A 25874-nucleotide genomic window follows, 5' to 3' on the forward strand; every position below is an offset into this window, starting at 1 on the left:
CCTGGCGGGCGGACGGCGCGAAGGGCCTCAGAACTCCTTGAGGCCCTTCGTCGCGAGGCGGCGCAGGACCGTGCCGCAGCGGCGGGCGTAGGCCTGCTGCAGCCCGCGCGCGGCCGGGCCGGCCGCACGGGCGTACCACCTGGCCGGCCTGCTGAACGCCGAGACGGTCAGCCACACCGTCCCGTCACCGGTGCGGTCCACGACGAAGGACTCCTCGCCGCACTCCGGATGACCGGGCAGCGTGCCGTAGGCCCAGCCGGCCCTGCGGTACTCCTCCACCGTCCAGACCACCCGGCAGGGCGCCCGGACCACTCCGGCGAGCGTGACGGTGACGTCGACGCCGGGCGCCGCGCGGTCGGCGGAGGTGTCGAACCCGACCCCCAGGGCCCGGTGCAGCTCCCAGGTGAGGACTGCCTCCGAGCCCTGGCGGAAGACCGCTTCGCCCTCGCCGAGGCGGGTGCGGACGTGCAGGGGATGGAATCCGGGAGGGCAGAAACCCGGCTCGCGGGTCGCGCCGACATGGTCGTAGGTGAAGTCCGCCGAAGACATGGGACCCAAGGGTAGGACGGCCACCGGAGCCGCCCGCACGGCGGGGCGTCGCTCCGGAGGTCCGGCCTCCGGAGCGACGCCCCGTCCTCACGTGCTGCTCACGGGCCGAGCGTCGCGGCCCGCGCGGGACGCCCGCCCGTCACGGCTACGGGAAGGTGAGCCCCCAGCCGTTGATGTAGCCGGTGTCCCGTGAGGCCTGGTCCTGCACCCGCAGCTGCCAGGTGCCGTTGGCGGTCTCGGAGGAGGCGTTGACCGTGTAGGTCTCGTTGACGTTGTCCGCCGAGCCGCCGGTGCGGTTCCTCAGGCGGTACGCCGTGCCGTCCGGAGCCAGCAGGTCGATGACCAGGTCACCGCTCCAGGTGTGCACGATGTCGACCGGGACCTGGAGGTTGGACGGAGCGTTGCCCGTCCGGCCGGTCACGGTGATCGACGAGGTGACCGCCGCGCCGTTGTCCGGGATGGACACGTCGGTGGTGTTCTCGAAGGTGGTGCCGCCACCGCCGCCGCCACCGGAGCGTGCGCCGACGTTGATGCCGGCCCAGGCGTCCTGCACCGCCTTGTACTCGGCGCTGTCCGTGCCGTACAGCTCACCGGTGGCCGCGAGGGTGCCGGTGCGGGCGCCCGCGTAGTTGGTGGTCGAGGTGAACTTGGTGGTCAGCGCGCGGAACCAGATCTTCTCCGCCTTGGCGCGGCCGATGCCGGTGACCGGCAGGCCGTCCGAGGTGGGCGAGTCGTAGCTGACGCCGTTGATGGTCTTGGTGCCGCTGCCCTCGCTCAGCAGGTAGAAGAAGTGGTTCGCGGGGCCCGAGGAGTAGTGCACGTCGATCGAGCCGATCCCGGAGTACCAGGCGTCCTTGGACGCGCCGTCCTTGCTCGGCTTGTCCATGTAGCGCAACGGGGTGCCGTTGCCGTTGATGTTTATCTCCTCGCCGATGAGGTAGTCGCCGACGTCGGAGGGGTTGGCCGCGTAGAACTCGACGGTCGAGCCGAAGATGTCGCTGGTCGCCTCGTTGAGGCCGCCGGACTCGCCGCTGTAGACGAGGCCCGCGGTGTTCGAGGTGAGGCCGTGGGTCATCTCGTGCGCGGCGACGTCGATCGAGGTCAGCGGGTTGGCGTTGCCCGAGCCGTCGCCGTAGGTCATGCAGAAGCAGCTGTCCGACCAGAAGGCGTTGACGTAGTTGTTGCCGTAGTGGACGCGGGAGTAGGCGCCCACGCCGTTGCCGCGGATGCCGCTGCGGCCGTGCACGTTCTTGTAGTAGTCCCAGGTCAGCGCGGCCCCGTAGTGGGCGTCGGCGGCGGCCGACTCAGGGTTGGACGGGGTGCCGTTGCCCCAGACGTCGTCGGAGCCGGAGAACAGGGTGCCGGTGCCGGAGGTGCCGCGGTTCAGGTTGTACGTCTTGTGGCCGCCGCGCTCGCCGTCGGTGAGGTTGTACGTCGACCCGGACTGGGTGGAGGTCAGGGTGACGGTGCCGCTGTAGACGGTGTGGCCGGTCGCGTTCCGGACGGCCTGCCACTCGTGCAGCTTCTCGCCGGTGGTGGCGTCGGTGACGACGTGCAGCTCCTGCGGGGTGCCGTCGTGCTGGAGTCCGCCGACGACCGTCTCGTACGCCACCGTGGGGGTGCCGCTCGCGGCCCAGATCACCTTGCGCGGGGCGCCGTCCACGTCGGGGCTCTTGGCGTCCTCGGCCTTCGCGGCGGACAGCGCCTGCTGCTCGGCCTTGGCGGTGGACACCTTGGCGGTGGTCGTGGCGGGCTTCACCGCGGCCCGGGTGGCCTTGACGACCGACTCGGTCTCGCCGGGCCTGTCGCCCTGCACGACGAGGTCGCCGCCGAGGACGGGCAGGCCGTCGTAGGTGCGCTCGTAGCGGACGTGGACGGTGCCGTCGCGGTCCTTGAGGACGTCACGGACGACGAGCTTCTCCTCGGCGCCCAGACCGAGGTCCTCGGCGGTGTCCGCCTTGGTGGCGTTCGCCTCGCGGATCAGCTCGGCGCGCTGGGCGGGGGTGAGCCGGACCGACTCGGCGGCGGGCTTCGCCTGTCCGGCGGCCGGTGTGGAGTCCGGGGCCGCGGTGGCGCTGCCGGCCTGCACGGCCGTGGCGACCAGGGCGGCGACCCCGGCCAGGGCGACCGCGGCGGTGCGGCGGCGCGTCGTGCGGGGGGTGCGTCTGTGGGAGGAGCTGCTTCTCAACACTGACTCCTTCTGCGTGGCCGCGGGTTGTGCGGCCAGGGGAGACCGACCGGCTGGTGAGCCGGCCGGGCAGAACAGGGCGGTACGCGGTACCACGTGCTGCTGTGCTGCTGTGCTGCTGTGCTGGAGCGACGGCCGCGGCACGGCGGTTCGGTGGCGCTGTGGGGTTGCCGTGCAGGGACCGTGGGAAGAGTGGCAGGTGACCGCGGTTTCTGTCAGGAGCGCGTCAGAAAGTTGGCCGGAAACCGTTCGTTGTGCGGGAGGTCGGGTTCGGTATACGAACGTGTGGGTGTGCAGGGTGTGCAGGGGTGTGAGGCGCGCGGGCGGGAGGGACGCGACGCAGGGATCGACCGCCGGCGGGCGCGAGGCGCGTGACCTCGACGGACCTCTCCCGGTCCGAGGCGCGGGGGCGAGTGCCCGGAGAGCCGCCCCGCCGCCGGGCTACGGGCGGTCCGGCCCCTCCCCGTGCCACGAGTGCCAGAGCGCCGCGTACGCCCCGCCCGCCGCCACCAAGGCCTCGTGCGTGCCGAGTTCGGTCAGCCGGCCGTCCTCCATCACCGCCACGCGGTCCGCGTCGTGCGCGGTGTGCAACCGGTGCGCGATCGCGATGACGGTGCGTCCCGCGAGAACGGCGGCCAGCGCGCGCTCGGTGTGGCGCGCGGTCGTCGGGTCGAGCAGGGCGGTCGCCTCGTCGAGGATCAGTGTGTGCGGATCCGCCAGCACCACCCGGGCCAGAGCCAGTTGCTGGGCCTGGGAGCCGTCCGGTGTGCAACCGCCCTGTCCCAGCCCGGTGTCCAGACCCTCCGGCAGCTCCCGCACCCACGCGTCGGCCCCCACCGCGGTCAGCGCGGCCCACAACTCACCGTCCTGCGCGCCCGGTTCGGCGATGAGCAGATTGTCGCGCACCGAACCGAGGAACACGTGGTGCTCCTGAGTGACCAGGACGACCTGTCGGCGCAGCCGATCCGGGTCCAGCCGGGCCACGGGCACTTCGCCCACCGTGACCGTCCCGGCGGTCGGGGCGTCCACGCCCGCGAGCAGCCGGCTCAGCGTGGTCTTGCCCGCACCGGACGGCCCCACCACGGCCAGCCGTTCGCCCGGCCGCACCGTCAGATCGACCCCGCGCAGCACCTCGGCGCCCCCGTCGTAGGCGTAGCGCACACCGGTCACGTCGATACGGTCACCGGCCGGATCCGGAACGTCGTCGTGCCCCGCCGTGCGCGACGCCCCCGCCAGCCCCTCCACCCGGGCGAACGAGGCACCGCTGCTCTGCAGCTGCTCGATCCGCATCAGCACCTCGTCCAGTGGCCCGCTCAACTGGAGCAGATACAGGGCGGCGCTCACCACCGCGCCCAGGCTCACCGCGCCCCGTTCGTGCAGCGCCCCGCCGATCAGGAGTACGCCGGCCACCGGCACGGCGTACGAGAGCTCCACCACCGGGAAGAACACCGTCCGCAGGAACAGGGTGTGGAACCGGGCGCGCCGGGCGGTCTCCAGCGCCTCCCGGCTCGCCCGGATCCGCTGCTGCTGGAGTCCGAACGCCTCCACCGTGCGCGCCCCCGCCGCCGTCGCCGCGACGATCTCCGCCACATCAGAGACGGCCGCGCCCTCGGCGAGGTACCCGGCGCGGGCCCGGCGCAGATACCAGCGCAGCACGCATCCGATCGGGGCGAGCCCCAGCAGGCCGAGGGCGCCCAGCAAGGGGTCCACCAGGAAGACCGCCGCCATGACGAACACCGCCTGCACCCCGTTGACCAGCAGCGCCGGCCCGGCGTCGCGCAGGGTGGTGCCGACGACGGTCACATCGGCCGTGCCCCGCGCCGTCAGATCCCCGGTGCCGGCCCGCTCCACCACCGACGAGGGCAGCGCCAGCGCCCGGTCCACGAAGCCCTCCCGGACCCGGGCCAGTGTCCGTTCCCCGAAGCGGTGCCCCACGTAACGGGCCCAGCGGGCCAGCAGCAACTGCCCGACCGCGCACAGCAGGATGACCGGCGCCAGCCGGTCCACCACGCTCACACCGCCCCCGTCGCGCACCCCGTCGATGATCCGCCCCAGCAGCCACGGCCCGGCCAGCCCCGCCAGAGCGGCCAGCGAGTTCAGGGCCAGCACCGCGGCGAAAGCCCGTCCGTCCGCCTTCACCAGCGCCACGGCCGCCCGGCGCACCTCGGTGGGCTCGGCGACCGGCAGTCCTCCTCGGCTCACCGCACGGCCCCCTCACCGGCTTCCTCCGCGGATTCCCCGACGGCCTCCCTGGCCACCAACGCCCGGTAGCCGGGCTCACGGTCGAGGAGTTCGCGGTGGCTGCCGGTGGCGGCCACCTTGCCGTCGACCAGGAAGTGCACCTGGTCGACGCGGTCCAGCAGCAGCGGCGAAGTGGACGTCACCACCGTCGTACGGCCCCGGCGCGCCGCGCGCAGCCCCTCGGCGACCGCGGCCTCGGTATGTGCGTCGAGTGCCGAGGTGGGCTCGACAGCCAGCAGCACCTCGGGATCGGACAGCACCGCACGTGCCAGCCGGACGCGTTGCCGCTGCCCCCCGGAGAGACTGCGACCCTGGGCGGACACCGCCGAGCCCAGGCCGTCGGGCAGCCCCCGCACGATGTCGCCGGCGGCGGCCGTGTGCAGGGCGCGCAGGACGTCCGCGTCCTCAGCCGCACGGCGGCCGGCCACCACCCCACGCAGAGGGCCGGCGAACAGATCGGCCTCGTGGTCGGCGACCAGGATCCGTTCCCGGACCTCGGCGAGCGCGATCGCGTCCAGCCGCCGCCCGCCCCAGGTGGCCGACGACGGCGCATACCGGCCGAGCCGGTCCACCACGCCGACCGCGTCGGCCGGGCGCGCCGCGGTGAGCGCGGTCAGCCGGCCCGGCAGCACCCGCGCCCCGGACTCGGGGTCGTACAGCACCGACGGTTCGGCGGGCGCGGCGACCTCGCCGGTGCCGGCCGGCGGTTCCAGCCGGAGGAACGCCGCCACCCGCCGGGCAGCCACCACACCCCGGCTCAGCTGGTAGCCGCATTCGATCAGGAACATCACCGGCCACACCAGCACGGCCGCATAGCCGTACACCGACACCAGCTCGCCCACGCTGATCTGGCCCTGGGCGGCCAGCCGGGCGGCGATCCAGGTCACTCCCGCCAGGAAAAGCATCGGCAGGCCGGCACCGAGCGCCTGCATCCAGCTGGTCACCGCACCGACCCGGTACCCCTGTGCGCGCAACCGCTGCGAGTCCCGCCGGAACGCCTCCCCCATCAGGCCCTTGCCGCCGAGCCCGCTCAGCACCCGCAGACCGCCCGCCAGATCCCCGATCCGCGCGGTCAGCACGCCCTGCCGCTCCCGGTACTCCGTCTCCGCCCCCTGCAACCGCCCCGCCAACGGCCCCACCACGAGGGCGATCACCGGCACCCCGAGCAGCACGACCGACGCCAGCAGCGGCGACACCGACAGCAGCAGTCCGGCCACCACCCCATAGGCCACGACCGCTCCCACCCCGGGCCCGACGGCGGTGAGCGACTGGCTGATCATCTGCACGTCACCGACCCCGATGGTGACGACCTCTCCGGCCCCGGTGGAGCGCGACAGCGAGGCACCGAGCCGCACCGACTGCCCGACGACCACCTTCACCGTGCGGAAGTGGGCGTCCATCCGCACCCGGGTCATCGTGCGGTGCCGCATGATGCCGAGCCAGGAGTTGACCCCGTTCACCGCGAACAGGGCCCCCGTCCAGAGGGCCAGGGCCCCCATGTCGCCCGGTTCGAGCCCCTCGTCCACCGCCCGGGACATCAGATACGGCGTCGCCGCCAGCAGCACCATCCACACGCTGCCGAACACCGCCCCCGCCGCACACCGGCCCGGCTGCCGCAGGACCAGCCACCACAGATAGCGGGCCCCGCCCCGGCCGTCGGGCGTGCCGGGATCCCCGTACGCGTCGATCATCCGCTCACTCCCCCCGCGCTGCCGCGCCTACGCAAGACTGTCCCGCCAGGCCCGGTGCAGGCCCGCGAAGCGGCCCGTGCCCGCGACGAGTTCGGCCGGGGTGCCGTCCTCCACGATCCGGCCGTGCTCCATCACCAGGACGCGGTCCGCGATCTCCACGGTGGACAGGCGGTGGGCGATCACCACCGCCGTACGGCCCCGCAGCACCGTCGCCATCGCACGCTGCACCGCCCGCTCGCCGGGGATGTCCAGCGAACTGGTCGCCTCGTCCAGGATCAGCACGGCGGGATCGGCCAGCAACGCCCTCGCGAAAGCGACGAGCTGGCGCTGACCGGCCGAGATGCGGCCGCCCCGCTTGCGTACGTCGGTGTCGTAGCCGTCCGGGAGGGAGCTGATGAAGTCGTGGGCGCCGATCTCCTTCGCCGCCTGCTCGATCTCCGCGCGGCCGGCCTCCGGACGGCCGAGGGCGATGTTCTCGGCGACCGTGCCGGAGAACAGGAACGCCTCCTGCGTCACCATGACCACCCCGCGCCGCAGTTCGGGCCCCGGCAGGTCGCGCAGGTCGACGCCGTCGAGCAGGACCCGGCCGTCGGTGGGGTCGTAGAAGCGGGCGAGCAGCTTCGCCAGCGTCGACTTGCCCGCACCGGTCGAGCCGACCACCGCGACGGTCTGCCCGGCGGGGAGCGTCAGGTCGAAACGGGGCAGCACCTCGCCACCGGTGCGGTAAGCGAACCGGACCCCGTCGAAGACGACCTCGCGCCCCGGATGCTCCGACCGCCGCTCCGGCAGCTCACGGGGGGCCGCCGGCTCCGGCACGGACGGGGCCTGGGCCAGCAGACCGGCGATCTTCTCCAGCGAGGCCGCCGCCGACTGGTACGCGTTGAGGAACATGCCCAGCCGGTCGATCGGGTCGTACAGACGCCGCAGATACAGCACCGCCGCCGCCAGCACACCGAGCGCGAGCGTCCCGTCCGCCACCCGGTAGGCGCCCCACAGCACGGCCAGCGCGACCGTCGTGTTGGCGGCCACCCTCGAGCCCACCACATAGCGGGCCATCTCCAGCAGCGCGTCGCCGTTGGTCCGCTCGTGCCGCCGGTTCAGCTCCCGGAACGCGGTGTCGTTGACGGACTCGCGGCGGAAGGCACGCACCGGGCGGATGCCGTTCATCGTCTCGACGAACTTCACGATCACCGCGGCGATCGCCGTCGACCGCAGCCGGTACACCTCGGAGGCCCGCCGCCGGTACGACCGTACGAGTGCGTACAGCGGGACGAAGGAGGCCACCGCCACCGCGCCGATCCCGAGGTCCAGCCAGAGCAGCAGCACCGAGATGTAGACACAGGACACGATGACCGTCACCAGCTCCTGCAGGCCCTCCTCCAGCAGCTCCCGCAGCGACTCGACGTCCGTGGTGGAACGGGAGATGAGCCGGCCCGAGGTGTAGCGCTCGTGGAAGTCGACGCTGAGCGCCTGCGCGTGCCGGAAGATCCGGCCGCGCAGATCCAGCAGCACGTCCTGGCTGACCCGGGCGGCGGTGGCGATGAACGCGTACTGCAGCACGCCGCCCGACGACGCGCACAGCAGATAGCCCACCGCCACCGCGATCAGCGGCCCGTGGTCGGCGGACCGGAACGCGGGCACGCCCCGGTCGATCGCGTACGCCACCAGCAGCGGGCCCGCCTGCACCGCCGCCTGCTGGAGCAGCAGCAGAAGCGCCGTCAGGGCGACCCGGCCGGGCATCGGCGCCAGCAGGGAGCGCAGCAGGACGCCGCTGGCATCCGGGGGAGTGGGCAGGACGTCCCGGTCGAAGGGGTCGCCGGCCTCCCGGATCCGCGGCTCGTCGTCCTTGCCGTCCTCGTCGCGGGCGGGTGCGGTGGGAACCGCCGTCATCGCTGTTCCTCCTGTTCCCGCACCGGGTCGCCGGCCATGAGGTGGGCGTACTCGGAGTGGGTGCGCAGCAGTTCGTGGTGGGTGCCGACCGCCGTGATCCGGCCGCCGGAGAGCAGGGCGACGCGGTCGGCCAGCAGGACCGTGGACGGGCGGTGCGCCACGATCAGGGCCGTGGTGTCGGCGAGCACCCGGCGCAGGGCGGCCTCGACCGCGGCCTCCGTGTGCACGTCGAGCGCGGACAGCGGATCGTCCAGCACCAGGAAATCGGGCCGGCCGACCACCGCGCGGGCCAGCGCGAGGCGCTGCCGCTGCCCGCCGGAGAGACTGAGCCCCTGCTCGCCGACCTGGGTGCCGGCGCCCTGCGGCAGCGCGTCCACGAAGCCGGCCTGCGCCACGCCCAGCGCCCGCTCCAACTCGGCCCTCCCGGCCCCGGCCCCCGCGCCCATCAGCACGTTCTCCCCGACCGAGGCCGAGAACAGGGTGGGTTCCTCGAAGGCGACGGAGACCCTGCGGCGCAGCTCCTCGCGGGAGAGCGCGGTGATGTCCGTGCCGTCCAGGGTGATCCGCCCCGAGGTCGCCTCGTGCAGCCGGGGGACCAGGGCGGTGAGCGTGGTCTTGCCGCTGCCGGTCGCGCCGACCAGGGCCATCGACTCGCCGGGACGGATGTGCAGGTCGACGCGGTCCAGGACGGGCGGGGACCCGGAAGGGGCGTCGGGATAGCGGAAGGTGACGTCGTGGAAGCGCAGCCCGTCGTCGGCCCCGGGGGCGGCCGGCGTCCGTGGGCCGTCGGGGCCCGGCTGCTCCTCCTCGGCGTCCATCACCTCGAAGTACCGCTCGGTCGCGGTCGCCGCCTCCTGGCTCATCGCCAGCAGGAAGCCGATCGAGTCCACGGGCCAACGCAGCGCCAGGGCCGTCGACAGGAACGCCACCAGGGTGCCCGCGGACAGGTCCCCGTCGGCCACCCGCACGGTCCCCAGCACCAGTGCCATGCCGATGGCCAGCTCCGGGAGCGTCACGATGACGCTCATGATGGCGCCCAGCAGCCGGGCCTTGCGCAGCTCCGTCCCGCGCAGGTCCTCGGACAGCTTCCGGAACGCCCGCGCCTGGCTGCGGTGCCGTCCGAACCCCTTGATGACGCGGATGCCGAGCACGCTCTCCTCGACGACCGTCGTCAGATCGCCGACCTGGTCCTGGCCGAGCCGCGCCGCCCTGGAGTACCGCTTCTCGAAGATCAGGCAGGTGGCCATCACCGGCACGGCGGGAATCAGGACCACCAGTCCCAGAACCCAGTCCTGGACCAGCATGATGACCACGCCGACGAGGATGGTCACTCCGTTGACCAGCAGAAACGTGAGCGGGAAGGCCAGGAACATACGGACCAGCATCAGATCCGCGGTCCCCCGGGACAGCAACTGCCCCGACGGCCACCGGTCGTGGAACGCCACCGGCAGCCGCTGCAGATGCCGGTACAGGTCCGCCCGCATCCCCGCCTCGACACCTGCCAGCGGACGCGCCACCAGCCACCGCCGGAGCCCGAACAGCAGCGCCTCCGCGAGCCCGAGCAGCAGCAGGTACAGCGCGCCCAGCCACACCCCCGCCGGGTCCCGGCCGGCGACCGGGCCGTCCACCATCCACTTCAGGACCAGCGGGATGACCAGGCCGATGCACGAGGCGAGGATCGCGACGACGGCGGCGGTCAGCAGCCGCGCCCGCACGGGCCGCACGTACGGCCACAGACGCAGCAACGAGCGGACCGTGGTGCGGCGTCCGGAGGACGGGCCGGACTCGGAGAGCGAACCGGGCTCGGAGGCTGAAAGGGGTTCGGGGGGTGGGGGTGTCGTGGCCATCAGCAGCGAGCCTACGGACCGCCACCCGGCGCTGACCACCGAGTTTTGGCCGGACCCCGCCGGTCCGCAGGACCTACGACCGACGTCCGACCCCGTCAACGCGCCCGCACGCGAACCGCGCCGTACCCCCTCTCCCCCGAAGTCGGACCACTCCATCAGCCGATCGGTCGATGCGGGTTCGAGCGCGTCGGCCGATGTACGGGGAGCCCGTGCGCGGCGACGCTGACGCCATGCCTGTCATCGAAGTCACCGACCTGCGCAAGTCCTACGGGGCCCGGCCCGTCGTGGACGGTGTCTCCTTCGCCGTGGAGGAGGGCGAGATCTTCGGCGTCCTCGGCCCCAACGGCGCCGGCAAGACGACCACCGTCGAATGTGTCGAGGGCCTGCGCGTCCCCGACTCCGGCCGGGTCCGCGTCACCGGCCTCGATCCCGTCACCGATCACGACGCGGTCGCCGACGTGCTCGGCGCCCAGCTCCAGCGGAGCGAACTCCAGGCCAAGCTCACCGTCCGTGAAGCCCTCGAACTGTACGCCGCGTTCTACCCGCGCCCCGTCGACTGGCGGCCCCTGGCCGAACGCCTCGGGCTCACCCCGCACCTGAACAACCGCTTCGGCAAGCTCTCCGGCGGGCAGAAGCAGCGCCTGTCGATCGCGCTCGCCCTCATCGGCGACCCCCGGATCGTCGTCCTCGACGAACTCACCACCGGCCTGGACCCACGCGCCCGCCGCGACACCTGGGAACTCATCGAGGACATCCGCGCCAACGGCGTCACCGTCCTGCTCGTCACCCATTTCATGGAGGAGGCCCAGCGGCTCTGCGACCGGATCGCGGTGATCGACAAGGGCCGGGTGGCCGCCCTGGACACCCCGGCCGGTCTGATCCGCCGCTCGGCGGGAGCCACCGTCATGGGCTTCACGCCCTCCGCGCCCCTGGACGACCGCGACCTGAACGGCCTGCCCGCCCTCGTCTCGATCGAGCACCGGGACGGCCGCGTCACCCTGTCCGGCACGGACGAGACCGTCAACGCCGTCATCACCCTCCTCGCCCGCACCCGCGTCACCGCCCACCAGCTCCGGGTCACCGACGCCACCCTGGACGACGCGTTCCTGGACCTGACGGGTCAGGACAGCGGGACCGGCCCGGCGGGCGCGACCGAGCGGGCGAACGCCACCGACCGCCCCGACACCACCGAGGAGGTACCGGCGTGACCAGCCCCGTCCCCCGCGCCGCCGCCCTGAACACCGCCGTCCTGCGGACCGAGACCCGCCTCTTCCGCCGTGAACCCGGAGGAATCTTCTGGATCCTGCTGTTCCCCACCCTCCTGCTGGCGATCCTCGGCTCCATCCCCTCCTTCCGCGAGGCCGACCCCTCCTTCGGCGGACTGCGCCCGGTGGACGCGTACGTTCCGGTCGCCGTGCTGCTCGGCCTGATCGTCGGCGGAGTGCAGGGCATGCCGCAGACCCTCACCGCCTACCGCGAGCACGGCGTCCTGCGCCGGATGGCCACCACGCCCGTACGGGCCGGCGCACTGCTCGGCGCGCAGATGCTGGTGTACGGCGGGGCCGCCCTGCTCTCGGCGCTGCTCTCGCTCGCCGTCGGCCGGGTCGCCCTCGGCGTACCGCTGCCGCGTCAGCCCTTCGGCTACCTCCTCGCACTGCTCCTGGCCGTGGCCGCCGCCCTCGCCCTGGGCGCCGTGCTCTCCGCGCTGTCCCGCACGGCGAAGATCGCGGGAGCGGTGGGCTCCGCCGCGCTGTTCCCGGCGATGTTCTGCGCGGGTGTGTGGCTGCCGGTGCAGGCCATGCCGGACCTGCTCGCCGACATCGTCGGCTGGACCCCGTTCGGCGCCGCCGCCGAAGCCCTGAACCAGGCCGCCGCCGGTGACTGGCCCGGCTGGATCCACCTGGCCGTCCTGGCGGCCTGGACGGTGCTGCTGACGGCCGCCGCCGCGCGCTGGTTCCGCTGGGAGTGAGCGCGCGGGCGGGCACAGAGGCGGGCGGGCGGGCGAACGCGCGGGCCGACGCCGGGGCGAGCGCGTACGAGAATGACGGCATGGTGGCGGACGGCACGGCGGCGGACGGCGTGGTCGAGCGGCGGTGGGCGGTGTTCCACCGCTGGGGACCGTACGTTCTGCTCGCCGCGGGCACCGTCCTCTCGCTGTCGGCCGCGGACGCGATCGGCATGACGGACGGCGAGCGCCGGCTGAGCTGCGTGCTGGTCGCCGCCGGCGTCGTCCTCCAACTGGCCTGGGGCAGGGCGGAAGACAGGCGTCCCGGACCGACCACCGAGAGCGCCTGCTACTACGCCGCCCGCTGGGCCGTCGGGTTCGTGCTCACCTGGACGAACCCGCTGTTCGCCTTCTACGCGGTCATCGGCTACTTCGGCGTCGGGCGCCAACTCCCCCGGCACCTGGTCAAGCCCGGCCTGCTCGCCACCGCGGTGACACTGGCGGGCTCACAGGCGGGCGGGCTGCCGCCGGGCGACGGCCTGGGCTGGGTGCTCTTCGGCGCGATCCTCCTGGTCAACGCCCTGCTGGTGGCCCTCTTCGCCCACTTCGGCGACCTGGAGGAGGAGCGCGTCCGGACGCAGGCCGAGACCATCGCCGAACTGGAGCGCACCAATGCCGCGTTGCAGCAGGTCCTCGACGAGAACGCCGCCCTGCACACCCAACTCCTCGTCCAGGCACGGGAGGCGGGTGTCGCCGACGAGCGCCGGCGGCTGGCCGCCGAGATCCACGACACCCTCGCCCAGGGCCTCACCGGCATCATCGCCCAGCTCCAGGCGGTGGCGGGCACGACGGACCCCGACCTGGTCCGCGTCCACGTGGGCCGGGCCACCGACCTGGCCCGCGAGAGCCTCGGCGAGGCCCGCCGCTCCGTGCACAACCTCGCCCCGGTCGCCCTCGACGGGGGCGGGCTGCCGCAGGCCCTGGAGAAGACGGTCGCCGAATGGGGCGAACGCACCGGCGCCCGCGCCGACTGCACCGTCACCGGCACCGCCGAACCCCTGCACGAGGAGGTCGCGGCCACGCTGCTGAGGATCGCCCAAGAAGCCCTGTCCAACGCCTCCCGGCACGCCGCGGCCACCCGGGTCGGCGTCACGCTCTCCTACATCGGCGACGAGGTCACCCTCGACATCCGCGACGACGGCCGCGGCTTCGACCCGCGCGTACGCCCCGCCCGCACCGGCAGCGGAGGCTTCGGCCTCGACGGCATGCGCGCCCGCGCGGAACGCATCGCGGGCTCCCTCACCGTGGAGTCCGAACCCGGCCACGGGACGGCGGTGTCGGCTCGCGTACCGTTGGTGCGCCATGACTGACGCCGACACCCCGACCGTCTCGGTCCTGATCGTCGACGACCATCCCGTCGTACGGGACGGTCTGCGCGGCATGTTCGAGGCCGCGCCCGGCTTCCGCGTCCTGGGCGAGGCGGCGAACGGCGCCGAGGCGCTGGAGCGGGCCGCCGCCCTCGATCCGGACGTCGTCCTCATGGACCTGCGCATGCCGGGCGGTTCGGGCGTGGACGCCATCCGGGAGCTGGCCCGCCGGGGTGCGCGGGCCGAGGTGCTCGTCCTCACCACCTACGACACCGACTCCGACACCCTGCCCGCGATCGAGGCGGGCGCGACCGGCTATCTGCTGAAGGACGCGCCGCGCGAGGAACTGTTCGCGGCCGTACGGGCGGCCGCCGAGGGCCGTACGGTCCTCTCCCCGGCGGTGGCCTCCCGTCTGGTCTCCGCGGTCCGCGCCCCCGCCGAACCGCTGTCCGCACCCCTGTCCGCGCGGGAACGCGAGGTCCTCGCCCTGGTCGCCCGGGGCACCTCCAACCGCGAGATCGCCCGCGAACTCTTCATCAGCGAGGCGACCGTGAAGACCCACCTCACCCACCTGTACGCCAAACTCGGCGTCAGGGACCGCGCCGCGGCCGTGGCGGTCGCCTACGAGCGCGGCATCCTCGGCCGGCCGGGCGCCGGCTGAGCGACGGTCCGGTGTCCGGCCGGTGCCGCGTCAGCCGACCGCCCGCAGCAGCAGCACCGTCCGTCCCCCCACCGTGATCGTCGTGTCCGCCGGGTGGGCCGTGTCCGGCGGGGACTCCTGGTCCTCCCGGCCGGTGTCGACGACCACCTCGTAGCGCCGGGCCCACGGCGGGCCTGGGAGGCGGAAGGCCGCCGGCCGGTCACCGGCGTGGAGGATCACGAGGAAACTGTCGTCGAGGACGCGTTCCCCGCGCTCGTCCCGCTCCGGGACGTCCCGGCCGGAGAGGTACATGCCGAGGGTGGCGGTGGGCGCGTACCAGTCCTCCTCGGTCATCTCGGTGCCCCGCCCGGTGAACCAGGCCAGGTCGCGCAGTCCGTCCGCGGAGTGGGCGCGCCCGGAGTAGAAGGTCCGGCGGCGCAGCACCGGATGACGGCGGCGCAGGGCGATCAGCCGGGACGTGAGGTCGAACAGGGCCCGCCAGCCCGGTTCCGCGAGCAGCTCCCAGTCCACCCAGCCGGTCTCGTTGTCCTGGCAGTAGGCGTTGTTGTTGCCGCGCTGGGTGCGCCCCATCTCGTCACCGGCGACCAGCATCGGCACGCCCGTGGACAGCAGCAGCGTGGCCAGCAGGTTGCGCAGCTGCCGCCGCCGCAGGGCCAGGACGTCCGGGTCACCGGTCTCGCCCTCGGCGCCGCAGTTCCAGGAGCGGTTGTCGTCCGTGCCGTCCCGGTTGCCCTCACCGTTGGCCTCGTTGTGCTTGCGCTCGTACGACACGAGGTCGCGCAGGGTGAATCCGTCGTGCGCGGTGACGAAGTTGACCGAGGCGTACGGGCGCCGTCCGCCCCAGTCGTAGAGGTCGCTCGAACCGGAGAGCCGGTAGCCGATCTCCCGCAGATGCGCGGCCCCGGGCCGCCAGAAGTCCCGTACGGCGTCCCGGTACCGGTCGTTCCACTCCGACCACAGCGGCGGGAACGCCCCCGCCCGGTAGCCGCCGGGGCCCACGTCCCACGGCTCGGCGATCAGTTTCACCCCGCGCAGCACCGGGTCCTGGGCGACCACCGAGAGGAACGGGGCGAACATGTCGACGTCGCCCCCGTCCCCGGTACGGGCCAGCGCCGCCGCCAGGTCGAAGCGGAAGCCGTCGACGCCCATCTCGGTCACCCAGTAGCGCAGCGAGTCCGTGATCAGACGCAGCACCTGCGGCCGGACGACGTCCAGGGTGTTGCCGCAGCCGGTGTAGTCGGCGTACCGGCGGGCGTCGGCCCGGAGCCGGTAGTGGCCGCGGTTGTCGATGCCCTTCAGGGACAGGGTGGGGCCCAGTTCGTTCGCCTCGGCGGTGTGGTTGTACACCACGTCGAGGACGACCTCGATGCCCGCCGCGTGCAGCGCGCGCACCATCCGCTTGAACTCGCCGACCTGCTGCCCGCCCGTCCCGGAGGCCGCGTAGCCCGCGTGCGGGGCGAACCAGCCGACGGAGTTGTAGCCCCAGTGGTTGCGCAGCCCCCGCCGCAGCAGATGGTCCTCGTGCGCGAACTGGTGCACCGGCAGCAGCTCCACGGCCGTCACCCCCAGCCGCACCAGGTGCCCGATCGCGGCGGGATGGGCCAGCCCCGCGTAGGTGCCGCGCAGTTCCCCGGGAACGCCGGGGTGCCGCTGGGTGAACCCCTTGACGTGCAGTTCGTACAGGACTGTGTCCGCCCACGGCGTCCCGGGCCGGTGGTCGTCGGCCCGGTCGTCGTCATCGTGGACGACGACGCCCTTCGGCACGTACGGGGCGGAGTCCCGGTCGTCGCGCACGGTGTCCGCGACATGCTGCTCCGGCCAGTCCCGGACGTGCCCGTACACCTGGGGCGGCAGGCCGGACGTGCCGTAGTCGCCGTCCACCGCGCGGGCGTACGGGTCGAGCAGCAGCTTCGCCGGGTTCCAGCGGGCGCCGGTCCACGGATCCCAACGGCCGTGCACCCGGTAGCCGTAGCGCGTGCCGGGCAGGACCCCCGGTACGAAACCGTGCCAGACACCCTCCGTCAGCTCGGTGAGCCGGGCGCGGCTCTCCCCGCCGCGCTCGTCGAACAGGCACAGCTCGACGCCCTCGGCGCCCCCCGCCCACAGGGCGAAGCCGGTCCCCGCCACCCCGTCCGGGCCGATGCGGAAGTGGGCGCCCAGCGGGGCGGCCGGGCCGGGCCGCACCGGCACCGTCACCGGCGGAGGCGCGGCCGCCCGCACGCCGTTCACGGCGACGGCCGGGCGTCCGTCGCCGGTGACCCGGTCCCCGGTCACCGCCCCCCGCCCGGCCACCGCCTCCTGCTCGGCTGCGCTGGACACCTGTCAGCCTCCCGCGGCTCATCATGGGACGACGGCGGGCAGGGAAGTGCGGCCACCCAGTCCCCTGGGCGTTCCTCGGCTCCGGCCGCGGCTCCCCGGCGCGTCGTCCTCCTCACAGTTCTGCCCAGAGCATGCCGCGCACTCACGTTTCCCCGGGGTGCACCCTGACGTTCTCCGGGGGCGCACCCTCGCGCCGCCCCGGGGCGGGGGCGCACACGCGTGTCCCTCCGGGGCACCCGCGCGCGTCCCTCCGGGGTGCGGCGGAGACGGCCGGGCGGAGAGGACTGTTCCCCGAGGGGACGCATGGTCGTTTCCCCATGGCGCACACCGTCGTTGGGCAGCGCGTGAGCCACGTACAAGGGCGCGCACGGCGCGCGAGGGCCGCACTGGCCGCCGTAGTGACATGGGCAGGACTGTTGGCCGGGGCCGTCGGCTGTACCCCGGACGGTCCCGTCGCAGGAGCGTTCGGCCCCCCGGGGCCCGAGGAGGTGATCCGGGTCGTGCCCGCCGACGCCAGCAAGGAGGTGCGCCCCGACCAAGTGCTGCGGGTCCGGGCGTCCGAGGGCCGGCTGGAGTCGGTGAAGGTCGTCCGGTCCCAGGACGCGCGGGAGACCCCGGTCCCCGGCCGGATCTCCGCCGACGGACAGACCTGGGAGCCCGACGACGAACGGCTCGCGCTGGCCGCGAAGTACACGGTCGACGCCGTCGCCCTGGACGACGACGGGCGCCGCGCGGCCCGCCGCACCACCTTCACGACGTACGTCCCCGAGCAGCGCTTCATCGGCTACGTCGCACCGGAGGACCGTTCCGTCGTCGGCACAGGGATGATCGTCTCCCTGGTGTTCAACCGCGAGATCCTCCACCGCGCGGCGGTCGAACGCGCCGTCCGCGTCACCTCCCGCCCGGCCGTCGACATCCGCCCGCACTGGTTCGGCAAGGACCGCCTCGACTTCCGGCCCGAGGAGTACTGGAGGCCCGGCACCGAGGTCACCGTCGAGCTGGACCTGCGGGACGTCGAGGGCTCACCCGGCGTCTACGGGCTCCAGCACCGCACGTTCTCGTTCACGGTCGGCCGCGGCCAGGTCTCGGTGGTCGACGCGTCCCGGCACACCATGGAGGTGCGACGGGACGGCGAGGTGCTCGCCACGGTGCCGGTCACGGCCGGGGCGCCGAAGACCCCCACGTACAACGGGAAGATGGTGATCACCGAGATGCTCGAGGTCACCCGGATGAACGGCGCGACCGTCGGCTTCACCGACGACGACGGCAAGGGCGAGTACGACATCCCCGACGTCCCGCACGCCATCCGCCTGACCGAATCCGGCACCTTCCTGCACGGCAACTACTGGGCCGACGAGGACGTCTTCGGCGACACCAACGTCAGCCACGGGTGCGTGGGGCTGCGCGACGTGAAGGGCGGCGGCGCGGGCACCCCGGCGGGCTGGTTCTTCGACCGCAGTCTCGTCGGCGACGTCGTCGAGGTGGTCAACAGCAAGGACCGGACGGTCGCCCCGGACAACGGCCTCGGCGGCTGGAACATGTCCTGGAAGAAGTGGACGAAGGGCAGCGCCGTGAAGTGAACCCCGACGCCTCGGAGCGCCTCCACGCGCGGATGGCCGAAAGGGCTCTTCGGTTGTGCTCCGCGGGCCGTTGGAGTTTGGAACGGAACGGTGACACACCGACCGCCTCCAACCCTCCTGGCCTGTGGTTACTATGCGCCGAGGCGCGCGAGGGGCGTGCGGGGCGCGGGCCGGGCCAGGCCCGCCGAGGGGAGAAAACAAGTGAACGTGGGGCCGATATCGGGGGCGTCGGTTGACGCGCGGAGGCGCGGCGGCAGGAAGCTCGCCGCGCTGGCACTCGGGGTGATGCTGGCGGTCACGGCGTGCGGCGGGGGGACCGGCCCGGATTCCGGGTCCGGCTCGGACGGCGGCAAGGCCAAGGACGCCACCGCGGCACGGAGCAAGCAGTCCGAGGCGGTCATCGGCATAGCGCCCGAGGACGGCGCCGAGTCCGTGAAGACCAGCGGTGCGCTCAAGGTCGACGCGGCCAAGGGCAAGCTGACCGAGGTCGTCGTCAAGGACCCGGACGGCGAGAGGATCGACGGGGAGATATCCGGCGACGGCGCCCACTGGACGCCGTCGACCCACCTGGCCGCCTCCACCAAGTACACCGTGCACGCGGTCGCCAAGGACTCCGCCGGCCGCACCGCCGCCGAGGACTCCAGCTTCACCACGCTGACCCCGAAGAACACCTTCGTCGGCACCTTCACCCCCGAGGACGGCTCCAAGGTCGGCGTCGGAATGCCGTTCTCGCTCCGCTTCACCCGGGGTATCACCCACCCCGAGGACGTCGAGAAGGCCATCCGCATCACGACCGAGCCGGCCGTCGAGGTCGAGGGGCACTGGTTCGGCAACGACCGCCTCGACTTCCGCCCCGAGAAGTACTGGAAGCCCGGCACCAAGGTCACCGTCGACCTCAACCTCGACGGCGTCGAGGGCCGCGAGGGCGTCTACGGCGAACAGGCCAAGACGGTCTCCTTCACCATCGGCCGCAGCCAGGTCTCCGTCGTCGACGCCAAGAAGCACACCATGAAGGTCGAGCGGGACGGCAAGGTCATCAGGACGATCCCGATCACCGCCGGCGCCCCCGGCACCGAGACGTGGAACGGCCGGATGGTCATCAGCGAGCGGCTCGCGGTCACCCGGATGAACGGCGAGACGGTCGGGTTCGGCGGCGAGTACGACATCAAGGACGTCCCGCACGCCATGCGCCTGAGCACGTCGGGCACCTTCATCCACGGCAACTACTGGGGCGGCGGCGCCTTCGGCAACTACAACGCCAGCCACGGCTGCATCGGCCTGCGCGACACCCGTGGCGGCTGGGACAAGAAGGCGCCGGGTTCCTGGTTCTTCGAGAACTCCATGATCGGCGACGTGGTCGTCGTGAAGAACTCCAACGACGCCACCATCGCCCCGGACAACGGCCTCAACGGCTGGAACATGTCCTGGGAGAAGTGGAAGGCCTGATCGCGCGGCCTTCCGCACGACGTACGCGGCCCCGGTGCGAGGTACGGCACCGGGGCCGCCGGCGTCGGTCGCCGTGCCGTCTCCGTCCGGGGGCGCCCCCGGGCCCCCGGCCGGATGTGATCGACCGCACCGACCCGGTTGCCGTTAGTCGCCGTGCTGTGTCCGTCCGGGGGGCGACCCCCGGCCCCCCGGCCGGATGTGATCGACCGCACCGGCCCGGTTGCCGTTAGTCGCCGTGCTGTGTCCGTCCGGGGGGCGACCCCCGGCCCCCCGGCCGGATGTGATCGACCGCACCGGCCCGGTTGCCGTTAGTCGCCGTTAACCTGCTGTCATGACCGTACATCTCGAAGTCGCCGAGGGCGTCGGCACGCTGCGCCTGGACCGCCCGCCCATGAACGCGCTGGACGTCGCCACACAGGACCGGCTGAAGGAACTCGCCGAGGAGATCACGCGCCGCGAGGACGTGCGCGCCGTGGTGGTCTTCGGCGGCGAGAAGGTGTTCGCGGCGGGCGCGGACATCAAGGAGATGCAGGCCATGGACCACACCGCGATGGTCCTGCGCGCCCGCGCCCTGCAGGACTCCTTCACGGCGGTGGCCCGCATCCCCAAACCGGTGGTGGCGGCGGTGACCGGGTACGCGCTCGGCGGCGGCTGCGAGCTCGCGCTCTGCGCGGACTTCCGCATCGCCGGGGAGAACGCCAAGCTGGGCCAGCCCGAGATCCTGCTCGGCCTGATCCCGGGGGCCGGCGGCACCCAGCGCCTGGCCCGCCTCATCGGCCCGTCCAAGGCGAAGGACCTCATCTTCACGGGCCGTCAGGTGAAGGCCGACGAGGCGCTGGCGCTGGGTCTGGTGGACCGTGTGGTGCCCGCCGCCGAGGTCTACGAGCAGGCGCACGCGTGGGCCGCGAAGCTCGCCAAGGGCCCTGCGATCGCCCTGCGCGCGGCCAAGGAGGCGGTGGACACCGGTCTGGAGACCGACATCGACACCGGCCTCGCCGTCGAGCGCAACTGGTTCGCGGGCCTGTTCGCCACCGAGGACCGTGAGCGGGGGATGCGCAGCTTCGTGGAGGACGGCCCCGGCAAGGCGAAGTTCCTCTGAACATCCCTGCGAGGGCTTGCAATTGACGCGATGTCTGATCCGGGTCCCTCGATGGGGCGGTTTATGGGAGCCTTAACGCACCCTTAAGCCTGCCGTGTCGAGGGAGCCTGTCGATTGCCGCGCAGCGAACCGTTCCCGCAGGCCGTACGGGCCGCCGGTGCCCCCGAAGCGCCAGAGGCATATGCCGGTGGCCTGTCCTGCGGTGAGGGCGTACGGGGGGCGCATTCCGACGGAACGGCCCCGGGCGTCCCGCCGGACGTCCATGATGGGGGCATGGCGGGGCTGGATGGCAGGGAACAGCCGCGGGGAGACGGACGTGCGACCGCGTCGCGCTGGTCGCCGACGGTCGAGGACGAACACGCTCAGAAGGCGCTGGAGTTGTTCGGCGATCCGTCGCAGGCCGAGGTCCCGCTGCCGTCCCGCCCGGAGTCCGCGGCCACCGCCCGCCGGCTCACCCAGGTCGTGATCCTGCGCCACTGGGGCCTGGGGGCGGCGAACACCGAGGACGCCGTCCTCCTCGTCTCCGAGCTCGTCGGCAACGCGGTGCGCCACACCGGGGCCCGCGTCTTCGGTCTCCGGCTGCGCCGCCGCCCCCGCTGGATCCGCGTGGAGGTCCGCGACCCGTCCCGCAGCCTGCCCTGCCTCATGCCGGTCCAGGAGCTGGACATCAGCGGGCGCGGTCTCTTCCTCGTCGACACCCTCGCCGACCGCTGGGGCGTCGACCTCCTGCCCCGGGGCAAGACGACCTGGTTCGAAATGCGCGTCACCGACCGCTGAACGGTCCTGCCACCTGGCCCCCGTCCCCGTGCGCGGTTGCCCTCGGGCGCCGCCCGCCCACTCCTCGAGGGCGGCGCGGTCGGGGAAGGCTGCGAGGTCGGTGTCCACGGGATCGTCGGTGTACTGGTGGAAGCGCCACTTCGCCTTGACGCGGGGCTCGCCCGCGGTGACGTGGTCGGCGATCCCCAGTCCGTCGCCCGCGTAGGACGTCGTGTCGACGTTCAGCCAGAAGTACCGGTTGCAGTACAGGACCACCCGGTGCTCCGGGCGCAGCTCCTTGACCTTCCGGATGAACCCGTCCTTCTCCGCGGTGCTCGCGCGGGCGCCCTCGCCGGTCGTCTCCCAGACGACGGCGAGGAGGTCGCCCTGCCGCCCGGGTGTCCCGGAGACGAAGTGCTCCGCCTGCGCCGCCTGCTCCTGCTGCGGCTGTCACACCCGCGCCCGTCACCGTCACCGCGGCCGACCCGCACGCCCTGACCGGCGGCCACCCCTACTTCCTCACCGGGATGCTGCGCCTGCCCCCCCGACCCGCGCACCGCCCCCGGCTCACCCGTCGCACCAGCCGTGGGTCTTGCCGAACTGCAGCAGCCCGCGGCGCGCCTGGAGGATCTGCTCGCCGGTCAGCGTCGGCGCGGCGGACAGCAGGACCTCCGTGACCTCCTGGAGGTACTCCTCGGCGGTGAGCACGTCGCACAGCGGGTCCTCGCCGTCCGGATGCCTGCCCGCCCCGGCGGAGGGCACCGGGCCGGCCCCCTGGGCCAGCCGCACGCCCGAGGCCTTCAGCCCCCGGTCGCCCTCCTCGATCTCGAACTCCACGGTGACCCCGGGACGCAGCTGATGCTCCGGAATCCGCACGTCGTTGACGTGGAGGAAGACGTCCTCCCCGCCGTGCTCCGGAGCGATGAACCCGTAACCCCGTACGGCGTCGAACCGCACCACACGACCAGCAACCATGTTCACCCATCCCCGACAGGACACCGGACCCCATGCCCGGACCAGAACCCGACCAGCCAGAACAACATACGCCGTCCGCGACGCCCCGTCCTCAGCCTGTGTGCCGTCTCCTTGTGCGGCCGCGGCCGTGCGGCGAGCCGCATGCTCGACGCCCGACGGCCTGGTTCACGGCCGTGTGCGGCCGCCGCGCCGCCGGGGTCCTGCGGACGTTCGCCGACGTGGCCGGCAAGGTCGGCCGCCATCCGGCCACGGCCGCCGGGCAAGCCGGAAAGAGCCTGGTGGCCACGGCGGAGTACCCGGGTCTCGACGCCTCGCGGCCGAGCGGCTGATGATCATCCCGCTCCGACTGACGCGCCCTCGGACATCCGATCGGGCAACGGAGGGAACCGCCCTGTAATGACCGGAGCGACCGCTGCGGTCATCGGGCCGCCCAGGCCCTGTCGGAGACCCGACGGCGCGGGGGCCCGCCCGCCCCCGTGCCGTCGGACCATGATCGCGGGTCGTGCCACCCGGACGCGGAGCGAACGCGGGCGGCCCGGGGCGCCTCCCGCGCCTTCGAGACGGCGGGGGAGCGCCCGGCGCCGTCGGAGCACGCGGCCGAGCGCGATTCCGGCAACAGGACTCATTCCCGCCCGGTCTTGGGAACGGTGAACCGGCAACGCCGGCGTGACCACCGGGCCGGGAACGCGATGAGTGCGTTGTGCCTCTCGGGGAGCTACCCTTAGTCCAGCGCTTAGTCCACTCGGTGACCGTATCGTGAGGCAGCCATGGAAGCAGCCCGTCAGTACAACGTTCATGAAGCCAAGACCCACTTTTCGCGGATCCTGGAGCAGGTCGCGACCGGTGAGGAGATCGTGATCAGTAAGGCCGGGGAGCCGGTGGCCAAGGTGGTACCGCTGCGCCCCAAGGTGAAGCGGACCGGCCGGGGCTCGCTCCGGGGGCGGATCCACATCCCCGACGACTTCGATGAACTGCCCGACGACATCGCCGACGCCTTCGGGATGCGCTGATGCGCCTGCTGCTCGACACCCATGTGGTCCTGTGGTGGCTGGACGACTCCGCTGAGCTGTCCGGTGAGGTCAAGGATCTGCTCGATACCGAACCCGCGGTGTACGTCAGTGCCGTATCGCCGTGGGAGATCGCCATCAAACAGTCCCTCGGAAAACTGGCAGGCCCGGAAGACCTGGCCGAACGGGTGCGCGACAGCCAGTTCACCGGCCTGCCCGTCACCGCCGGGCACGGGGTGCGGGCAGGCCGGCTTCCGGCGTATCACCGGGACCCCTTCGACCGGATACTGGTCGCTCAAGCGCAGACCGAAGGGATGACCCTGATGACGAGGGACAAGTGGATCCCGCAGTACGACGTGCGGGTCATGCCCGTGTGAGGCGCGGCCCGCTCCCTTTCGTGCCGCTCGTCGGCCGCCGGTTTGCCCGTGGAGCGAACCAAGCGAACTGCAGGACATAGGTGCTGCCCTCGGCCGCACCGAGGGCGGCGCGTCCGCCGCCCGCCACCAACCGCTCGGCGACGCCGTACGCGCGGGAGCCCGGCTGTGCCGGCGCGCCGACTTCGACCGGGCCCGGCCTGCGTATCACCGCGGACGCCGGAAGTGGGATCAGGGGTTTGATGCGACACGTCCTGGCGGCGGCCGACGGTCAGGACGGGCCGGAACGGTGACCGAGGATGCCACGGCCCCCGGGGCGGATGCCCATGCCGTGGGATTTCCCGGGGACTTCCGCCAAGCCGACAGGGAATCCCCCGACAGCGCTGAAGGACGCGAGCGTGCAGGTCGCGCCCTCGTCCCCTCAGCACTCGATGATGTTCACCGCCAGCCCGCCCCGGGCCGTCTCCTTGTACTTGACGGACATGTCGGCGCCGGTTTCCTTCATGGTCTTGATGACCTTGTCCAGGGACACCTTGTGCGAGCCGTCGCCGCGCATCGCCATCCGCGCGGCGGTGACCGCCTTCACCGCGGCCATGCCGTTGCGTTCGATGCACGGGATCTGGACCAGACCGCCGACCGGGTCGCAGGTCAGGCCGAGGTTGTGTTCCATGCCGATCTCGGCGGCGTTCTCGACCTGTTCCGGGGAGCCGCCCATCACCTCGGCGAGGGCGCCCGCCGCCATCGAGCAGGCGGAGCCGACCTCGCCCTGGCAGCCGACCTCGGCGCCGGAGATGGACGCGTTCTCCTTGAACAGCATGCCGATCGCACCGGCCGCCAGCAGGAAGCGGACCACACCGTCCTCGTCGGCGCCGGGGACGAAGTTCATGTAGTAGTGCAGGACGGCGGGGATGATGCCGGCCGCGCCGTTGGTCGGGGCGGTGACGACCCGGCCGCCCCCGGCGTTCTCCTCGTTCACGGCCATCGCGTAGAGCGTGATCCACTCCATGGCGAGGGCCTTCGCGTCGCCCTCCGCACGCAGCTTGCGCGCTGTGTTCGCGGAACGCCGGCGCACCTTCAGGCCGCCCGGCAGGATGCCCTCGCGGGACATGCCGCGCGCCACGCACGCCTGCATCACCCGCCATATCTCCAGCAGGCCTTCGCGGATCTCCTCCTCGGTCCGCCAGGCGCGCTCGTTCTCCAGCATCAGCGCGGAGATGGACAGCCCCGTCTCCCGGGTCAGGCGCAGCAGCTCGTCGCCCGTGCGGAACGGGTACTTCAGAACCGTGTCGTTGAGCTTGATGCGGTCCGCGCCCACCGCCTCCTCGTCGACGACGAAGCCGCCGCCCACCGAGTAGTACGTCTTCTTCAGCACCTCGGCGCCGGACGCGTCGTACGCCCACAGGGTCATGCCGTTCGCGTGGTACGGAAGCGCCTTGCGGCGGTGCAGCACCAGGTCGTCGTCGAAGGAGAACGCGATCTCGTGCGTGTCGAGCAGCCTCAGGCGGCCCGATTCCTTGATCTTCTCCACGCGTTCGTCGGCCGTCTCCACGTCCACCGTGCGGGGCGAGGCGCCCTCCAGGCCGAGCAGCACCGCCTTGGGCGTGCCGTGCCCGTGGCCGGTGGCGCCGAGCGAGCCGTACAGCTCCGCGCGGACCGAGGCGACCGGGTCCAGCAGCTCCTCGTGGTGCAGCCGCCGGGCGAACATGCGGGCGGCCCGCATCGGGCCGACCGTGTGCGAGCTGGACGGCCCGATGCCGATCGAGAACAGGTCGAAGACCGAGAGGGCCACGGAAGGACTCCTAGGGGTTCGGCGGACGCCGCTGTCCGCCGGGGGCGCGGTGATACGGATGCGGGGAACGGAACGGTGTTCACAGGGGGTGCACGACGCGGGGCATCGCGCCCACTGTCCCAGTGTGCGCGATGCCCCGGACGGTCGTAC

General features: G+C 72.8%; 20 protein-coding genes and 1 pseudogene. 11 read left to right on the plus strand and 10 right to left on the minus strand.

Annotated features, from left to right (window positions below; all coding sequences use genetic code 11):
• Positions 1-27: 27 nt before the first annotated feature.
• The 6 genes from OHB56_RS29345 to OHB56_RS29370 form a co-directional block, all read right to left on the minus strand.
• The gene (locus tag OHB56_RS29345) at positions 28-549 is read right to left on the minus strand and encodes a DUF1990 family protein (RefSeq protein ID WP_055596378.1); all 522 of its coding nucleotides are present in this window, start codon (positions 547-549) and stop codon (positions 28-30) included.
• Positions 550-694: 145 nt separating this feature from the next.
• On the minus strand, positions 695-2737 hold the full coding sequence (locus OHB56_RS29350) for a M4 family metallopeptidase (protein ID WP_326754840.1): 2043 nt from the start codon (positions 2735-2737) through the stop codon (positions 695-697).
• Positions 2738-3178: 441 nt separating this feature from the next.
• Positions 3179-4939, minus strand: coding sequence for an ABC transporter ATP-binding protein (locus OHB56_RS29355; RefSeq protein ID WP_406356537.1), 1761 nt, complete (start codon positions 4937-4939; stop codon positions 3179-3181).
• Positions 4936-6669, minus strand: a complete 1734-nt coding sequence (locus OHB56_RS29360; protein ID WP_406356539.1) for an ABC transporter ATP-binding protein — start codon at positions 6667-6669, stop codon at positions 4936-4938. Before OHB56_RS29360 ends, OHB56_RS29355 begins: the two co-directional genes overlap by 4 nt.
• Positions 6670-6696: 27 nt before the next feature.
• Positions 6697-8559 (minus strand): ABC transporter ATP-binding protein, encoded by a 1863-nt coding sequence (locus OHB56_RS29365; RefSeq protein WP_326754843.1) that lies wholly within the window; start codon positions 8557-8559, stop codon positions 6697-6699.
• Positions 8556-10406: an ABC transporter ATP-binding protein gene (locus tag OHB56_RS29370; RefSeq protein WP_406356542.1), complete on the minus strand. Its 1851-nt coding sequence runs from the start codon at positions 10404-10406 to the stop codon at positions 8556-8558. Before OHB56_RS29370 ends, OHB56_RS29365 begins: the two co-directional genes overlap by 4 nt.
• A gap of 230 nt (positions 10407-10636) precedes the next feature.
• On the opposite strand from OHB56_RS29370, the gene OHB56_RS29375 reads away from it, so the two are divergent.
• The 4 genes from OHB56_RS29375 to OHB56_RS29390 all read left to right on the plus strand — a co-directional run bounded on the left by OHB56_RS29375 (position 10637) and on the right by OHB56_RS29390 (position 14379).
• The gene (locus tag OHB56_RS29375; protein ID WP_406356544.1) at positions 10637-11614 is read left to right on the plus strand and encodes an ABC transporter ATP-binding protein; all 978 of its coding nucleotides are present in this window, start codon (positions 10637-10639) and stop codon (positions 11612-11614) included.
• A gap of 26 nt (positions 11615-11640) precedes the next feature.
• Complete coding sequence (locus tag OHB56_RS29380; protein WP_406359237.1) at positions 11641-12375, plus strand: ABC transporter permease; 735 nt, start codon at positions 11641-11643, stop codon at positions 12373-12375.
• Between the two features lie 80 nt (positions 12376-12455).
• A complete protein-coding gene (locus OHB56_RS29385) occupies positions 12456-13721 on the plus strand; it encodes a sensor histidine kinase (RefSeq protein ID WP_406359238.1) in 1266 nt (421 codons plus the stop codon).
• Positions 13714-14379 (plus strand): response regulator, encoded by a 666-nt coding sequence (locus tag OHB56_RS29390; RefSeq protein ID WP_406356545.1) that lies wholly within the window; start codon positions 13714-13716, stop codon positions 14377-14379. The genes OHB56_RS29385 and OHB56_RS29390 overlap by 8 nt, the downstream gene beginning before the upstream one ends.
• A gap of 30 nt (positions 14380-14409) precedes the next feature.
• Here OHB56_RS29390 and glgX read toward each other — a convergent pair whose 3' ends face one another.
• Positions 14410-16698: a glycogen debranching protein GlgX gene (gene glgX / locus OHB56_RS29395; protein ID WP_406356547.1), complete on the minus strand. Its 2289-nt coding sequence runs from the start codon at positions 16696-16698 to the stop codon at positions 14410-14412.
• Positions 16699-17042: 344 nt separating this feature from the next.
• Here glgX and OHB56_RS29400 point away from each other — a divergent pair, with 344 nt between their 5' ends.
• The 4 genes from OHB56_RS29400 to OHB56_RS29415 all read left to right on the plus strand — a co-directional run bounded on the left by OHB56_RS29400 (position 17043) and on the right by OHB56_RS29415 (position 21600).
• Positions 17043-18278 carry an Ig-like domain-containing protein gene (locus tag OHB56_RS29400; protein WP_406356549.1) on the plus strand — a complete coding sequence of 412 codons (1236 nt, stop codon included), beginning with the start codon at positions 17043-17045 and terminating at the stop codon, positions 18276-18278.
• 201 nt (positions 18279-18479) lie between these two features.
• The gene (locus tag OHB56_RS29405; RefSeq protein WP_406356550.1) at positions 18480-19724 is read left to right on the plus strand and encodes an Ig-like domain-containing protein; all 1245 of its coding nucleotides are present in this window, start codon (positions 18480-18482) and stop codon (positions 19722-19724) included.
• 331 nt (positions 19725-20055) lie between these two features.
• On the plus strand, positions 20056-20823 hold the full coding sequence (locus tag OHB56_RS29410) for an enoyl-CoA hydratase-related protein (protein WP_326754850.1): 768 nt from the start codon (positions 20056-20058) through the stop codon (positions 20821-20823).
• A 273-nt stretch (positions 20824-21096) separates the two neighbouring features.
• Positions 21097-21600, plus strand: a complete 504-nt coding sequence (locus OHB56_RS29415) for an ATP-binding protein (RefSeq protein ID WP_326754851.1) — start codon at positions 21097-21099, stop codon at positions 21598-21600.
• 45 nt (positions 21601-21645) lie between these two features.
• On the opposite strand, the pseudogene OHB56_RS29420 reads toward OHB56_RS29415, so the two are convergent.
• Positions 21646-22008: pseudogene (locus OHB56_RS29420) on the minus strand (GH25 family lysozyme); the annotation flags it as partial.
• Between the two features lie 138 nt (positions 22009-22146).
• Positions 22147-22554, minus strand: a complete 408-nt coding sequence (locus tag OHB56_RS29425; protein ID WP_326754852.1) for a cold shock domain-containing protein — start codon at positions 22552-22554, stop codon at positions 22147-22149.
• A 173-nt stretch (positions 22555-22727) separates the two neighbouring features.
• On the opposite strand from OHB56_RS29425, the gene OHB56_RS29430 reads away from it, so the two are divergent.
• From OHB56_RS29430 to OHB56_RS29440, 3 genes are all read left to right on the plus strand, one after another.
• Positions 22728-22883 (plus strand): hypothetical protein, encoded by a 156-nt coding sequence (locus OHB56_RS29430; protein ID WP_406356552.1) that lies wholly within the window; start codon positions 22728-22730, stop codon positions 22881-22883.
• Positions 22884-23321: 438 nt separating this feature from the next.
• Positions 23322-23564: a type II toxin-antitoxin system Phd/YefM family antitoxin gene (locus tag OHB56_RS29435; protein WP_055606765.1), complete on the plus strand. Its 243-nt coding sequence runs from the start codon at positions 23322-23324 to the stop codon at positions 23562-23564.
• Positions 23564-23938, plus strand: coding sequence for a type II toxin-antitoxin system VapC family toxin (locus OHB56_RS29440; RefSeq protein WP_326754855.1), 375 nt, complete (start codon positions 23564-23566; stop codon positions 23936-23938). Before OHB56_RS29435 ends, OHB56_RS29440 begins: the two co-directional genes overlap by 1 nt.
• 418 nt (positions 23939-24356) lie before the next feature.
• Here OHB56_RS29440 and OHB56_RS29445 read toward each other — a convergent pair whose 3' ends face one another.
• Positions 24357-25724, minus strand: coding sequence for an L-serine ammonia-lyase (locus OHB56_RS29445; RefSeq protein WP_326754856.1), 1368 nt, complete (start codon positions 25722-25724; stop codon positions 24357-24359).
• Positions 25725-25874 lie beyond the last annotated feature (150 nt).

The sequence above is a fragment of the Streptomyces sp. NBC_01635 genome (assembly GCF_045209715.1).
GTDB lineage: Bacteria > Actinomycetota > Actinomycetes > Streptomycetales > Streptomycetaceae > Streptomyces > Streptomyces hirsutus.

What these genes read in the sequence shown, in the direction of transcription:
- OHB56_RS29390 (WP_406356545.1), top strand. Translation starts at nt 13,714, where the DNA reads ATGACTGACGCCGACACCCCGACCGTCTCGGTCCTGATCGTCGACGAC.
- OHB56_RS29385 (WP_406359238.1), top strand. Translation starts at nt 12,456, where the DNA reads ATGGTGGCGGACGGCACGGCGGCGGACGGCGTGGTCGAGCGGCGGTGG.
- OHB56_RS29365 (WP_326754843.1), bottom strand. Translation starts at nt 8,559, where the DNA reads ATGACGGCGGTTCCCACCGCACCCGCCCGCGACGAGGACGGCAAGGAC.
- OHB56_RS29370 (WP_406356542.1), bottom strand. Translation starts at nt 10,406, where the DNA reads ATGGCCACGACACCCCCACCCCCCGAACCCCTTTCAGCCTCCGAGCCC.
- OHB56_RS29415 (WP_326754851.1), top strand. Translation starts at nt 21,097, where the DNA reads ATGGCGGGGCTGGATGGCAGGGAACAGCCGCGGGGAGACGGACGTGCG.
- OHB56_RS29435 (WP_055606765.1), top strand. Translation starts at nt 23,322, where the DNA reads ATGGAAGCAGCCCGTCAGTACAACGTTCATGAAGCCAAGACCCACTTT.
- OHB56_RS29345 (WP_055596378.1), bottom strand. Translation starts at nt 549, where the DNA reads ATGTCTTCGGCGGACTTCACCTACGACCATGTCGGCGCGACCCGCGAG.
- OHB56_RS29360 (WP_406356539.1), bottom strand. Translation starts at nt 6,669, where the DNA reads ATGATCGACGCGTACGGGGATCCCGGCACGCCCGACGGCCGGGGCGGG.
- OHB56_RS29425 (WP_326754852.1), bottom strand. Translation starts at nt 22,554, where the DNA reads ATGGTTGCTGGTCGTGTGGTGCGGTTCGACGCCGTACGGGGTTACGGG.
- OHB56_RS29440 (WP_326754855.1), top strand. Translation starts at nt 23,564, where the DNA reads ATGCGCCTGCTGCTCGACACCCATGTGGTCCTGTGGTGGCTGGACGAC.
- OHB56_RS29410 (WP_326754850.1), top strand. Translation starts at nt 20,056, where the DNA reads ATGACCGTACATCTCGAAGTCGCCGAGGGCGTCGGCACGCTGCGCCTG.
- OHB56_RS29375 (WP_406356544.1), top strand. Translation starts at nt 10,637, where the DNA reads ATGCCTGTCATCGAAGTCACCGACCTGCGCAAGTCCTACGGGGCCCGG.